This window comes from Curtobacterium sp. UNCCL17 (assembly GCF_000686685.1).
Classification (GTDB): domain Bacteria; phylum Actinomycetota; class Actinomycetes; order Actinomycetales; family Microbacteriaceae; genus Curtobacterium; species Curtobacterium flaccumfaciens.
Map to the genome: position 1 here is coordinate 105,930 of NZ_JMLI01000021.1, position 13,357 is coordinate 119,286.

The 13,357-nt window shown below is 71.2% G+C and carries 15 protein-coding genes; 4 read left to right on the top strand and 11 right to left on the bottom strand.

Translation table 11 applies throughout. The annotated features are described in order from the left end of the window. Positions 1–17: 17 nt before the first annotated feature. The 4 genes from BR70_RS0103335 to BR70_RS0103350 all read right to left on the bottom strand — a co-directional run bounded on the left by BR70_RS0103335 (position 18) and on the right by BR70_RS0103350 (position 2,837). Entirely contained in the window at positions 18–713 is a 696-nt protein-coding gene (locus tag BR70_RS0103335; RefSeq protein WP_027464918.1) for an SDR family oxidoreductase, read from the bottom strand. A 10-nt stretch (positions 714–723) separates the two neighbouring features. Further along, positions 724–1,215, bottom strand: a complete 492-nt coding sequence (locus tag BR70_RS0103340; protein WP_027464919.1) for a VTT domain-containing protein — start codon at positions 1,213–1,215, stop codon at positions 724–726. Between the two features lie 70 nt (positions 1,216–1,285). Then, complete coding sequence (locus BR70_RS0103345) at positions 1,286–2,317, bottom strand: YihY/virulence factor BrkB family protein (RefSeq protein ID WP_027464920.1); 1,032 nt, start codon at positions 2,315–2,317, stop codon at positions 1,286–1,288. Positions 2,318–2,321: 4 nt separating this feature from the next. Then, positions 2,322–2,837, bottom strand: coding sequence for a hypothetical protein (locus tag BR70_RS0103350; RefSeq protein WP_027464921.1), 516 nt, complete (start codon positions 2,835–2,837; stop codon positions 2,322–2,324). A 63-nt stretch (positions 2,838–2,900) separates the two neighbouring features. Between BR70_RS0103350 and BR70_RS0103355 the strand changes: the two genes are divergently transcribed. Next, positions 2,901–3,641 (top strand): MBL fold metallo-hydrolase, encoded by a 741-nt coding sequence (locus tag BR70_RS0103355; RefSeq protein ID WP_027464922.1) that lies wholly within the window; start codon positions 2,901–2,903, stop codon positions 3,639–3,641. A gap of 169 nt (positions 3,642–3,810) precedes the next feature. On the opposite strand, the gene BR70_RS0103360 is transcribed toward BR70_RS0103355, so the two are convergent. From BR70_RS0103360 to BR70_RS0103390, 7 genes are all read right to left on the bottom strand, one after another. Then, on the bottom strand, positions 3,811–4,854 hold the full coding sequence (locus BR70_RS0103360; RefSeq protein WP_027464923.1) for a Gfo/Idh/MocA family protein: 1,044 nt from the start codon (positions 4,852–4,854) through the stop codon (positions 3,811–3,813). Positions 4,855–4,929: 75 nt separating this feature from the next. Further along, the gene (locus BR70_RS0103365; protein WP_027464924.1) at positions 4,930–5,856 is read right to left on the bottom strand and encodes a prenyltransferase; all 927 of its coding nucleotides are present in this window, start codon (positions 5,854–5,856) and stop codon (positions 4,930–4,932) included. Next, the gene (locus BR70_RS19310) at positions 5,853–6,266 is read right to left on the bottom strand and encodes a lycopene cyclase domain-containing protein (protein WP_051596588.1); all 414 of its coding nucleotides are present in this window, start codon (positions 6,264–6,266) and stop codon (positions 5,853–5,855) included. Before BR70_RS19310 ends, BR70_RS0103365 begins: the two co-directional genes overlap by 4 nt. Next, positions 6,263–6,595, bottom strand: coding sequence for a lycopene cyclase domain-containing protein (locus tag BR70_RS0103375; RefSeq protein WP_027464925.1), 333 nt, complete (start codon positions 6,593–6,595; stop codon positions 6,263–6,265). Before BR70_RS0103375 ends, BR70_RS19310 begins: the two co-directional genes overlap by 4 nt. Further along, positions 6,595–8,235 (bottom strand): phytoene desaturase family protein, encoded by a 1,641-nt coding sequence (gene crtI, locus BR70_RS0103380; RefSeq protein WP_231495635.1) that lies wholly within the window; start codon positions 8,233–8,235, stop codon positions 6,595–6,597. The genes BR70_RS0103375 and crtI overlap by 1 nt, the downstream gene beginning before the upstream one ends. Further along, entirely contained in the window at positions 8,232–9,170 is a 939-nt protein-coding gene (locus BR70_RS0103385) for a phytoene/squalene synthase family protein (protein ID WP_027464927.1), read from the bottom strand. Before BR70_RS0103385 ends, crtI begins: the two co-directional genes overlap by 4 nt. Next, positions 9,167–10,225 carry a polyprenyl synthetase family protein gene (locus BR70_RS0103390; protein ID WP_027464928.1) on the bottom strand — a complete coding sequence of 353 codons (1,059 nt, stop codon included), beginning with the start codon at positions 10,223–10,225 and terminating at the stop codon, positions 9,167–9,169. Before BR70_RS0103390 ends, BR70_RS0103385 begins: the two co-directional genes overlap by 4 nt. Before the next feature lie 21 nt (positions 10,226–10,246). On the opposite strand from BR70_RS0103390, the gene idi reads away from it, so the two are divergent. From idi to BR70_RS0103405, 3 genes are all read left to right on the top strand, one after another. Then, entirely contained in the window at positions 10,247–10,789 is a 543-nt protein-coding gene (idi, locus tag BR70_RS0103395; protein WP_027464929.1) for an isopentenyl-diphosphate Delta-isomerase, read from the top strand. A 246-nt stretch (positions 10,790–11,035) separates the two neighbouring features. Beyond that, a complete protein-coding gene (locus tag BR70_RS0103400; protein ID WP_027464930.1) occupies positions 11,036–12,085 on the top strand; it encodes a magnesium and cobalt transport protein CorA in 1,050 nt (349 codons plus the stop codon). 117 nt (positions 12,086–12,202) lie between these two features. Next, on the top strand, positions 12,203–13,222 hold the full coding sequence (locus BR70_RS0103405; protein WP_017886425.1) for a LacI family DNA-binding transcriptional regulator: 1,020 nt from the start codon (positions 12,203–12,205) through the stop codon (positions 13,220–13,222). The last annotated feature ends 135 nt before the right edge of the window (positions 13,223–13,357 follow it).

Consider the following 13,357-nt stretch of genomic DNA (forward strand, 5'->3'; position numbering starts at 1 on the left):
CCGTCGAGGGACGGGCGTCAGCGCCGTCGGGTCGGCCGGATCGCGAGCGACTCGACGGTGCCGCGCTCGGGCAGGTCGACGACGGTGCGGACCGCGGCGGCCACGTCCTCGGGTGCCAGGTAGTAGTCGGTGTCGTAGGTCTCCCCGAGCTTCGCCACGAGCTGCCGCTGCATGTCCGAGTCGGTCCGGCCCGGGTGCACGCTCGACACCCGCACGCCGTTCGCCCGCTCCTCTTCGCGCAGGGCGTCGGCGAAGGCCCGCAGCGCGAACTTCGACGCCGCGTACACGCCACCGCCGGGGCCCGAGTGGAACCCGGAGCCGCTGTTGATCGGCACGACGATGCCCCGGGCTGCCCGCAGCGCCGGCAGCGCCAACCGGGTGAGCTCGGCGACCGCGAACACGTTCGTCGCGAAGACCTGCTCCCACACCGCGCGCGGGGTGTCGGCGACGGTGGTGCCCTGCTCGACACCGGCCGAGTGCACGAGGACGTCGAGCCGATCGGGCAGCGCGGGGACCTCGCCCACGCCCAGGTCACCGACGAACGGCGCCGCGCTCGGCAGCTCTGCGACCAGGGCGTCCACGGCGTCGGCGGACCGGCCGCCCACGAGCACGTGGTGGGTGCGGCCGAGGTCGGCGGCGATCGCGCGGCCGATGCCGCGGTTGGCTCCGGTCACCAGGGCGACCGGACGGTTCTGGAGATGGTCTGTCGTCACGTGGGCCAGCCTACGGAAGCCGAGCCGGGCCTCCTGTGCGGTCGCGGCGACGACGCAGGACCGTCAGCGCGACGCCGGCGACGACCACCAGGCCCACGAGCGCCGCGATGCCCCACGGTGAGCCGGCGAGGGCCGCGACGACCGCCCAGAACACGGCGAGCCCGACCGTCGCGTACAGGAACGCCCAGGCCACGCATCCCGGAACCATCGCGATCGTGTACCGCCACCAGGCGACCCGTGCCAGCCCCGCTGCGGCGTTCATCACCGTCTGCAGGCCGACCACGACGAAGCTCACCGTCACGACGGGCAACCCCCAGCGATCGAGCAGTGCAGAACCGCGACGGACCGCCGGCGAGCGCAGCCATCCGCCCCACCGCGATCGGGACGCACCCGTGACCGCGAGCCGCGCGACCCAGTACGTGGCCTGCGCACGGCAGAACACGATCACGAAGAGCGCGAGGACGAGCCACCGGAACGGGAGCCCCTCGAGGAAGGACGGCACGCTCGCACCGTAGCGTCCCGACCCGGAGAGCGCCCGTCAGCGCACCCCGTGCCGGTCAGACGAACGACGCTCAGTCGTTGTCGACGCCCTGGCGGATGCGGATGCCCTCGAGCACGTCCTGCGCCCGCTTCTCGTCCTGCTTCTCGATCTGGCGGGTGTCGCGCTCGGGGAGCTGGATGTCCTCCTCCGCTCGGATGCCGGCCTGCAGCTCGCGACCCCGCTCGATCTCGGCGTCGAACTCGGCACCGAAGAGCAGGGCGTTGTTCGTGATCCAGATCCACAGCAGGAACACGATGACCCCACCGAGGGAGCCGTACGTGGCGTTGTAGTTCGAGAAGTTCCCGACGTAGAACCCGAAGCCGACGCTGGCGATGATCCAGATGAGGATCGCCAGGATCGAGCCGCCGCTGACCCACCGGAACTTCGGCTGCTTGACGTTCGGCGACCAGTAGTAGAGCACTGCGACGACGATGATCGCGATGACGAGCAGGATCGGCCACTGCACGATGAGGAGCACGGTCGCGGCGACGTCGCCCAAGCCGATGACGTCGCCGAAGCTCCGGGCGAGTGGTCCGCTCACCAGGACCAGCAGACCGATCACGAGCAGGACGACGGTGGTCACCGTGACGCCGAGCATGGTCGGGCGGAGCTTCCAGACCGGTCGGCCCTCGCGGACGTTGTAGATCCGGTTCATGGCACGGCCGAACGCGCCCACGTAGCCGGAGGCCGACCAGAGGGCACCGACGACACCGACGATGAACGTGATCGGGGCGGCGGGCGAGCGGACGAGTCCCTCGAGCGGCTCCTTGATCAGGTCCACGACCTGGTCCGACCCGATGTTGCCGATGATCTGCAGCATGGTCTTGATCGTGTTGTCGGCCTGCCCGACCAGGCCCAGCAGCGACACGACCGCCAGCAGCCCGGGGAACAGCGCGAGCACCGAGTAGTACGTCAGGCTCGCCGCCAGGTCGGTGCACTGGTCGCTCGTGAACTCGCGCAGCGTCTTCTTCAGCGTGTAGACGAGCGTGGGCTTCTTGAGGTCGGTGGGGTTGTCGGGCTTCCGGGCGTCGTCTGGGTCCGGCTTGTGCTCTTCGTGCGCCATGTGACTACCCTCTCGCCTTCACGGCCTGCTTCGACCGCTTGACCGCCTGCTTGCGGTTCTTGTTCGCCCGTCGCTGCACCGCCGCGATGCCGACCTGCTGCTTCACGCGGGCGCGGTGCGCCGGGTCCTGCTCGAGCGCTTCCTCGGCCGCCTTGGCCCGCGCCTTCCGACCCTTGCGGCCTGTCTGCGCCTGCTCCTTCACCGAGGGGGCGTCGCCACGCGCACCGAAGGGCAGCAGCGCGGTGAACGCCGAGTTCGCCGGCGGCTGGGCCAGGTGCCCGGCGGGGCGGTTCCGCAACGCGATGCCGAGGACGATCGCCGCGACGCCGGTCAGTCCGGTGATGCCCATCGCCACCAGGGGCGTGGGGTCGCGGTGCCACCGCTGCTTCGTCTTCGCGACGGCGAGCCGCGTCCGGGCGGGCAGGTCCGCACGTCGCTTCAGCTCCGTCACGGTGTCCGTGATGCCCTCACGGGTGCGCACGTTGGCGAGTTCGAGCTCGGGCAGACTGTCCTTGGCCATTCCCCATTTCGTACACGTCCCACCCGGGATCGTGCCCAGCAGGCCGCGTCTACCGTGCCGCACATGCTCTTCCGGGACGCCGCCGAGGGGATCCACCGCCTCGAGATCGCACACACCAACACGTACCTCGTCGAGACCGGCGATCGGTTGCTCGTCGTCGACGCGGGGTTGCCCGCCGCGTGGCCGCACCTGCAGCTCGCCGTGCACGACCTGGGCTACACGCCCGACCAGGTCGAGGGGCTCCTGCTCACGCACGGGCACTTCGACCACGTCGGCACCGCCACACGGATGCACCGCGACTGGGGCACGCCCGTGTTCGTCCACCCGGGCGATCGGCACCTCGCCGCGCACCCGTACTCCTACCGGCCGCAGACCAACCGCTTCGGGTTCGTCGCGCTCCACCCGGGTGGGCTGCGCCCCCTGGGCCGGATGCTGCTGGCCGGTGCGGTCACGGTCGACGGCATCGCGGACACCGAACCGATGGAGAGCCGCGCCGACGTGCCGGGCAACCCGTGGATCATCGAGACCCCGGGGCACACCGACGGCCACGTGGCGCTGCACTTCGCCGACCGCGACGCCGTGATCGCCGGAGACGCGCTCGTCACCTTCGACCCGTACACGGGCGGGATCGGACCCCGGATCGTGGCACCCGCGGCGACCTCCGACGTCGACACGGCGGTCGCGTCGCTCGACCGGCTCGCGGACACCGAAGCGAAGCACGTGCTGCCCGGCCACGGGCCGGGCTGGTCGCTCGGCGTGCGGCGGGCCGTCGCGCAGGCGCGGCGGGTGGCCGGGGCCGCCTGACGCGGCGACCAGCTCGCGAGTCCACGCGCTCAGCGACACCTCACGGGCGCTCCGACGCGTGGACTGTCGGTGAGCGCGAAACGTCGCCGAAGGGGCGTGACGCGACCAGAGCCGGCCTGGAGGCGCGGTGCGGTCCCGCCCCGCGCCTCCAGGCCGTGGGTGGTCGCGGTCAGGACGGGACGACCACGTCCTCGGGCAGACCGGACGCCGCGGAGCGGCCGGCGGCCTCCATCAGTGCGAGGCTCCGCAGGTTGTCGCGCCCGCTCGTCTCGGGAGCGGGGCCGCCCTGCACCGAGCGGGCGAACGCCTGCAACCCACCCTGGCGGTCGGTGTGCGCGAGCACGGGGAGCTCGACCGGCTCGGCGACGTCGTCCTGCGTGCGGCGGACGGTGACCCGGTCGCCGTCGACGGCGTTCGGCTCACCGTCGCGGCTCGTGAACCAGAGCTCGCCGTCCTCGCCCTCGATGCTCCACTCGCCGGCCCAGGCGGTGCGCGGGCCACGGCTCAGCCAGCTGCCGCGGTAGTTGACGACCGTGCCGCCGTCGAGCTCGATGATCATCGAGGCGACCGCTTCGTCCTGGTACTTGCTGTAGGCGGGGTAGCTCGCCTTGGCGAAGACGCGGACGGCCTCTTGCCCGGTGATCATCCGGAGCAGGTCGAAGTGGTGGATCGCCATGTCGTTGATCATCGCGTGCGGGAACCGGTAGTGCGGGTACGTCTCGGCGGGCTGGTCGTTGTCCCACTGGCGGAAGTCGACGTTGATCGCGGAGACCTCGCCGACGACGTCCGCCTCGAGCATCTCCTGCACCACCCGCGGCGCCGGGTACCAGCGGTAGTTCTGGCTGACCTGCAGCACCAGGCCGAGCTCCTCGGCGCGACGGACCGCGGTGACGGCCTCGTCGGTGGTGTTGGCGAACGGCTTCTCGACCAGGACGTGCTTGCCGGCGTCGAGGGCCTCGAGCGCGAGCGGCACGTGCGTCACGGCCGGGGCGGTGATGACGACGGCGTCGGCCTCGACCGCGGCGAGCGCCTCGGTCAGGGACCCGAACGCCGCCGAGGCCGGGAGCCCGAGGTCGGTCCGCACGGCCTCGAGCGTCGGCGCCGACGGGTCGACGATCCCGACCACCTGCACTTCCGACACCTCTGGGATGGCGGTGCGGGCCCAGTTGCCGCCCCACCCTCCGAGACCGACGTGGATGATCCGGACGCTCATGCGTGCACTCCTTCGTGGCTGCCGTCGTGGCTGGTGTGTCGCACCACGGACGCCGCGGTGCGTGCGTCCAGTCTGTCAGTGCGTGAAGGCGTACGCGATGAGCGCCATCGTCACGATGAAGCCCGCCAGGTAGTTGATCCAGAGGAACCGCTTCCACCCGGCGTTCGCGGCCTCGGCACCCTGGTCCGTGATGTTCCACCACGGCAGCACGTTGAGCGCGTACGGCACGACGACGACCGCGGCGATCGGGCCCGGGAACGCCGAGAACAGCAGCGCGACCCCGGCGACCAGGTAGGCGACGAAGGCCAGGCGGACGGTGGCCCGGGCACCGATCACGGTCGCGACGGAGCCGATGCCGCCGGCGCGGTCGGCCAGGACGTCCTGCACGGCACCGAACGCGTGCGAGGCCACACCCCACAGGAAGAACGCGATGCAGACGGCGACGAGTTCCCCGGTCCAGTGCGGGCCGGCCAGGGCGAGGCCGTAGATCGCCGGTGAGACGAAGTGGGTGCTCGACGTGAGCGAGTCGAGGAACGGCTTCTCCTTGAACCGCAGCCCCGGTGCCGAGTACGCGATGACCGCGAACACGCTGATCGCCAGGACGAGCCACGACCACGGCCCGTTGCCGCTGACGGCGCCGAGCACCACGAGCGCGACGAGGAAGGGGACGTTCGTGACGACGACGGCCCACAGCGTGGTGCGGTGGACGCTCTTGTCGAGCAGGGCGCCCTCGACACCGCCCTTGCGCGGGTTGCGGAGGTCGGACTCGTAGTCGAAGACGTCGTTGATGCCGTACATCGCCAGGTTGTAGGGCACCAGGAAGTACACGACACCGACCAGGAACGCGACGAGCGAGAACCCGCCGCCGCCCTCGACGCCGACCCCGCTGCCGAGCAGGTACGCGGCGCCGAACGGGTAGGCGGTGTTCACCCAGCTGATCGGGCGTGACGACACGAACAGGGCGCGCAGGGTCGACGGCCTGGAGGCGGTGCTGGCGTTCACTTCATGTCCTCTGCTGGTGCTGGCTCCGCTGGTACTGGGGTCGGGTCGGGCGCGGGGCGCGCGCCGGTCCGGTCGAACAGGACCCACAGGCTGGGCAGCAGCACGATGGCGGACATCGCGTAGGCGAGGTCCTCGACCGGGATCGCACCGATCTTCGCACCGCTGATGAGCGAGGGGTCGTAGGCGACGATCCGCAGCGTGACGATGACGTTGTCGAACACCATCGTCATCACGAGCAGCGCGATGCCGGCGATCACGGACGTGAGCATCGCGACCCGGCGCCCGAGGGCCGGCCGTCGACCCGCCGCACGGGCCCGGCGGGCGGCGACGACGCCGGCGGCCACGGCCACGACGGCCGTGACGCCGAAGAACGGCAGGGCCAGGAGCGCGTAGGCCCCGGTGCCGTTCACGCACGCCGCCGATCGGTCGCCCGCTGCACCAGGGGCCGGACGAAGCCGACCAGGTCCATCGTCGAGTAGCAGAGCAGCAGCAGGAAGAAGAGCTCCTCGAGCGGGACCTCGGGCGCCAGGAGCACCCCGGTGAGCAGGTTCTGCGGCCCGATGAAGAAGATGCCGGCAGCGACACCGGCGACGTCCCACACCATGAAGAACGCGACACCGACGACCATCACGGCCGCCGCCCGCCACGGTGCCCGCCAGAAGAACAGCCGGAAGCGGGCGTCCAGCACGGTCATGCCGACCAGGGACACCACCAGGCCGGCGAGGTAGACCCCGGGCATCAGGCGGTCTCGGTCCGGTCCCGCGGAGCCCCGAGGGGCGTCGGCAGCGGCTCGGTGCTCCGGTCGCCGTGGATGCGCTTGAGCAGGACCTCGGCGCTGATCAGGCACATCGGCAGACCGATCCCCGGGATCGTCGAGGCGCCGACGTAGTACAGCCCCTCGACCTTCTTCGACGCGTTCTTCTCGCGGAAGAACGCACTCTGCTTCAGGGTGTGCGCCGGGCCGAGCATCGAGCCGTTCCAGGCGTTCAGGTCGTCGGCGAAGTCGCGCGGCCCGATCGTCCGTCGGACCCGGATGCGGTCGCGCAGGTCCGGCACCCCGGCGCGCTCGGCCAGCACGTCGATGGCACGGTCCGCGATCTGCTCGACCTGGTAGTCACCGGCACCGTCGATGCCGCCCTTGCCGATCGACAGGTCGGCGGGTAGGGGCACCAGGATGAACAGGTTGCTGGTGCCGGGCGGGGAGACGCTCGGGTCGGTCTCCGAGGGGGCGCAGACGTAGATCGAGGCGGGGTCCGGCACGTGCCGGTCGTCTCCGAAGATCGCGCCGAAGTTCGCCTTCCAGTCCGCGGTGAACACCAGGGTGTGGTGCAGCAGGCCCGGCGTCGGACCGTCGATGCCGAGGTACACGAGCACCGCGCTCGGACCCGGGTCGCGCTTCTTCCAGTGGTCGGCGCCGTGGGTGCGGTGCTCACGGTCGAGCAGCTGCATCTCGGTGTGCTGCATGTCGGCAGCGCTGACCACGAGGTCGGCGGGGGCCGTGTGCTGCACGCCGTCGCGGTCGCGGTGGACGACCCCGGTGGCGATGCCGTCCTCGACGACGATCCGTTCGACCTTCGCACCGGCGATGATCTTCGCGCCCTCGGCCCGGGCGACCCGCTCGACGGCGGAGATCACCTCGGTGATGCCGCCCTTCGGGTACAGCACGCCGTCGGCCAGGTCGAGGTGGCTCATCAGGTGGTACATGCTCGGTGCCGCGTACGGGCTCGTGCCGAGGAACACCGCCGGGTAGCCGAGGATCTGCCACAGTCGACGGTCGCGCACCGCGGTCTCGGCGAAGGTGGAGAGCGGCTCGAGCAGCAGGCGCGCGAGCTTGGGCAGGCGACGCAGGACGTCGGGTGCGGCGAGCTTCGTGAGGTCCTGGAAGCTCGTGTAGAGGAACCGGCGCACTGCCATCGTGTAGGTGTCCTCGGCCGACGCGAGGTACTTCCGCATCCGCTCGCCGGCACCGGGCTCGATGGACTCGAACAGCGCGATGTTGGCCTCGGCGTCGGCCCGCAGGTCGATCGGCTCGTCGTGGCCCTCGCTGTAGACGCGGTAACCGGGGTCGAGCTTCACCAGGTCGAGTTCGGCCTCGGCCGACGTCCCGAGCAGCTGGAAGAAGTGGTCGAAGACCTCGGGCATGAGGTACCACGACGGCCCGGTGTCGAACCGGAACCCGTCCTGCTCCCACGAGCCGGCACGGCCGCCGAGCTGCGTGCGCTGCTCGAGCACCGTCACCGAGAAGCCGTCGCGTGCGAGCAGCGCGGCGGCCGCCAGGCCGCTGATGCCGCCGCCGATGACGACGGCGCGGCGTGCGGGCACCTTGCGCCGGGTGGTGGTGGCGACCGTCGTCGGTCGGGAGGCGCGGGGCGGGGTCATGAGGAGCCTCCCGGCCGGTGGGTGGTGACGCGCGACCGGAGCGGTGTGCGTCCGGCGAGGACCTGCGCCGCGAGGCGCACCTTCACCGGGTTGGGGACGCGCACGCGCGTCGTGACGAGGCGGCTCGCCGGCGTGCGCGCGAGTCGGTCGTTGAGTTCCTGGAACAGCGCGTGTGCGAGTCCGACCGCGTTGCGGGCGTCGGCCGGCAGCAGCCGGATCGTCCGTGCGGCGTGGTCGAGGTCGGCCTGCACGTCGGCGACCAGGCGGTCCTTCGTGGCCTCGTCGAAGGACCGGATGTCGACGCCCGGGAAGTACGAGCGACCGAGCACCTCGAAGTCGGCGTGCAGGTCACGCAGGAAGTTCACCTTCTGGAACGCGGCGCCGAGCGCACGCGCCCCGGCGACGAGTTCGGCCTGGTCGAACGTCGGACGACCGGCCCGGTACACGAACGCGCGCAGGCACATCAGGCCGACGACCTCGGCGGAGCCGTACACGTACGCGTCGAACGAGGCGTCGTCGTGCTCGGTGCGGTCGAGGTCCATGCGCATCGAGGCGAAGAACGGGGCGGTGAGCTCGGCGCCGAAGCCGGTGGCGCGGGCGGTCCGAGCGAAGGCGTGGACGACCGGGTTCACCGAGAAGCCGAGCGCGATGGCCCGTTCGGTGTCGGCCTCGAGCTCGTCGAGCACCGTGCGGGCGAGCTCGCGGTCGAGCCCGGCTTCGGTCGCGGGGCCGTCGACGACCTCGTCGGCGACGCGCACCAGCGCGTAGACGTTCCGGATGTGCTCGCGCGTGTCGCGGGCGAGCATCCGGCTCGCCAGGCCGAACGATGTGGAGTACCGGTCGATGACGACGCCCGACGCGGCCTCGGCCGTGGCGTCGTAGAGCTGGAGGCGAGCCGGACGGGATCCGGTCGCCGTGGTGGTGCTGTGGGTCACCGGGCGCGCTCCACGAGTTCGGTCACGAGGGCCTCCAGGCGGTCGGCGAGGTCGTACGGCAGCCGGGCGAGCTCGGCCCGGGCGAGTGCGGTGTGGTCGGCGACGCGTTCTTCCGCGGCGCCGCGCGCACCGCAGGAGACCAGGGTCGCACGGACCTCGTCCGCACGGGCCTCGGTCAGGTCCGGGTCGCCGAGGTACGGCTCGAGGTCCGGCCAGCAGTCCGTGGTCGCCGCGTAGGCGATGAGCATCGTGCGCTTGCCCTCGCGCAGGTCGCCCAGCACGGTCTTGCCGGTCATGGTCTCGTCGCCGAAGACCCCGAGCAGGTCGTCGACGATCTGGTACGCGATGCCGATCTCGCGACCGAAGGCACCGAGGGCGGTGACGATCTCCTCGTCGGCGCCGGCCAGCACGGCGCCGGACTGCAGCGGAGCCTCGAACGAGTACACGCTCGTCTTCGCCCGCTCCATCGCCAGGACCTCTTCCACCGTCGGCATCACGCCGAGTGCGAGATCGACGTCGGTCATCTCACCGGCAGCGCTCGCGAACACGGCCTCGTCGAACAGTTCGAGCAGTCGCTCGCGCCGGGTGCCGTCGACGCCCGCTGCCTCGATGAAGCGGGGCGCCCCGGCGAGCGCCAGGTCACCGGCGATCACGGCGGCGCTCATCCCCCGGTGCTCGGCGGTCGGCAGCGGCAGGCCACCCGTCGTCCCGTTGTCGCGGAACGACCCGGCGACGTTCGGCTGCCCGCGGCGCGACCAGTCACGGTCGATGACGTCGTCGTGCACCACGAGTGCGGTGTGCAGGAGTTCGTACGCCGCTGCGACGTTGGCGGCGGCGTGCGCGTCGGTGCCGCCCATTCCGGCGTACGCGGTCATGACCATGCGGGGCCGGAAGCGCTTGCCGCCCATGCTCGCCTTGCGGAGCACGCGCCACAGTTCTTCCGACGGTCGGCCGTAGCGCTCGGCGCGCGCCGACGACACGGCGAAGAAGCGCTCGAGGCAGTCGTCGACGAGCGCGAGGTCGATGTGCGGCACGGTGGTCGCTTCCTCGCTCATTGGCCTAACCTATCGACACAGATGAACGCTTTCCCTGAATCCGTGGTGCTCCTGGCCGACGACCGTACCCCGATCGGCACGGCGGACAAGTTCACGGTGCACACAGCCCACACGCCCCTGCACCTGGCGTTCTCGTGCCACGTCCGGAACACCGACGGTGACGTCCTGGTGACCCGGCGGGCACTGTCGAAGAAGACCTGGCCGGGGGTGTGGACGAACACCTTCTGCGGCCACCCCGGTCCGGACGAGTCCTTCGAGGACGCGATCGCCCGTCGGGCCTCCCGCGAGCTCGGCATCACCGTGCGCGACGTCGAGGTCGTGCTGCCGGAGTTCCGGTACCGCGCGGTCGACGCCTCGGGCATCGTGGAGAACGAGGTCTGCCCCGTCTTCCGCGCCGTGACCGACGACACCCCGGTGCCCGCGGACGACGAGGTCGCCGAGTGGGCATGGGTGTCCGAGGACTCTCTCAGGCAGGCCGTCGCCGGCGCGCCGTTCGCCTGGAGCCCGTGGCTCGGGTGGCAGCTCGCCGAGCTCGAGACCGCTGGGCTGCACGTCACGCGCTGACGCTCCTGCGCCTGCCGCGACGGGTTGTCCGGCCCGCGACGCAGGCGTACGCTCGACCGTCGGCAGCGCTCCGGGCGCCGCCACGACGAGACGAGAAGGGCAGGTGAGGCGCGATGTCGGGTGACCATCCTCGATCGGGCCGGCCGCCCGTGTCGGTCGTCGCGCCCGCTCGCTGACCCTGCCCCGTCCCGGATCACCTCCGGGGCGTCATCGCGCCCGCCTGCTCCCCACCGAAGGAGTACGCACATGGCACTGATCGACAACGCGATCTACGTCCGGGGACGCCGCGTGGAGTCTCCGTCGACCCTGTCGCGACCGGCTCGAGGTGACCTGACGTGGATCGGGCTGCTCCGGCCCGACCCGCACGAGCTCGAGGCCGTCGCCACCGAGTTCGACCTGCACGAGAACGCCGTCGAGGACGCCCGCAAGGGACACCAGCGCGCCAAGCTCGAGCGCTACGGCGACACCCTGTTCCTGGTGCTCCGGCCGGCCTGGTTCGACCCGTCCGAGGGCACCGTGGAGTTCGGCGAGGTGCACCTGTTCGTCGGCGACCACTTCGTCGTGAGCGTCCGGCACGCCGCCCGACCCGACCTGGCGGCGCTTCGGGCGCAGGTCGAGGCGGACCCGGAGTTCCTGGCGAAGGGGTCGGAGGCGGTGACCGCGGCCGTGCTCGACGAGGTCGTGGACGGCTACGGCCCCGTCGTCCGGGTCCTGCAGGAGCAGATCGACGCCATCGAGGACCAGCTGTTCGCCGGGCAGGTCGACCCAGGGGTCTCGAAGCGCATCTACCAGCTGCTCAGTGAGGTCCTGGCGTTCCAGCGCGCCACCACCCCGGTGCCTGCGATGGTCACGGGGCTGCTCCGCGGTGCCGACAAGTACGGCGTGGACGACGACGTGCAGCACCGACTCCGCAATGTGCACGACCACGCACTCCGTGTCACCGAGCGCGTCGACTCGTTCCGCGCCCTGCTCGAGAACGCCCTGACCCTGCACGCCACCCTGGTGTCGCAGGAGCAGAACGAGGCGATGCGCCGGATGACCAGCGCGAGCCTGGCCCAGGGTGAGGAGAGCCGGCAACTCACCCGGGCAGCACACCGCCAGGGCGAGGAGGTGAAGAAGATCTCGTCGTGGGCGGCGATCCTGTTCGCACCGGGCCTGATCGCCGGTGTGTACGGGATGAACTTCGACCACATGCCCGAGCTGCACTGGCACTACGGGTACCCGGTCGCGATCCTCGGCATGCTCCTGCTGATGGGCGTGCTCTGGGCGATCTTCCGCAGGCGCAACTGGCTCTGAGCGGACGGCGGATCGACGCACAGGTGGCGTCGATCCGCCGGACGTGCATAATGATCTGGCCCGGAATGTGAACGTGCACATCGATGTGCCACGACGCCCGGGCGGAAACGAGCAGCAATGGCGTCATCGCGGACACAGCAACCGCGTTCGCCCAGCATCCGTGACGTCGCACGGATCGCGGGCGTCTCGCACCAGACCGTCTCGCGGGTGCTGAACAACTCGGATGCGATCCGGGCCGAGACACGCGACAAGGTCCTGGCGGCCATGGAGCAGCTGCAGTACCGGCCGAACCGGGCCGCACGCGCCCTGGTCACGAGCCGGACCCACACGATCGGCGTCCTGACGGCCCGCCGCGCCCACTACGGTCCCGCCGTGGCGCTGCAGGCGATCGAGGACGCGGCGATGCTCCGCGGCTACTCGGTCACGACGGCGAACATCGCCGAGGCGACCGATGCCGCCGTGCGTGAGGGACTCGGGCACCTGCTCGACCTCGACGTCGAGGGCATCGTCGTCATCGCACCCCAGCAGCGGGTCTTCGACCTGATCGCGGAGCTCGGCATCCGCACTCCCTACGTCACAATGCGCGCGAGCGTCGGCGAGGACCCGACGGCCCTGTGGGTGGACCAGATGGAGGGCGCACGACTCGCGACCGCACACCTGCTCGACCTGGGGCACGAGTACGTCCGGCACATCGCCGGACCACAGGACTGGATCGAGGCCGACGCCCGCATGCAGGGGTTCCTGCGCGAGATGTCCGACCGCGACATGGCCGTCGCGCCGCCGATCCTGGGCGACTGGACCGCCGACTTCGGCTACCACGCCGGCCGTGAGCTGCTGCGGTGGCGGGACTGCACCGCGATCTTCTGCTCGAACGACCAGATGGCGCTCGGGGTGATGCACGCGGCACGCTCGTACGGACTCGACGTCCCGGGCGACCTGTCCGTGGTCGGCTACGACGACATCCCCGAGGCGAAGCACTTCTGGCCGCCGCTCACCACGGTGCAGGTCGACTTCGCCGAGCTCGGGCGTCGCTGCGTGGACCTGCTGCTGCCGAGTGAGGGCGAACTGCTCCGCCCGATCGACATCGTCCCGCAGCTGGTCGTGCGCGCCTCCACCAGCGCACCCCGCACGCGCTGACGCACCTCGGGCCGCGAAACGCCCCGAGTACCTGCAACGAACGGGCATACCTGCGACGAAGTTCCGACCAGGTACGCCCGAAAGCACCAGGTACGCCCGGAACGACCAGGTACGCCCGGAACCACCCGGCCGCCC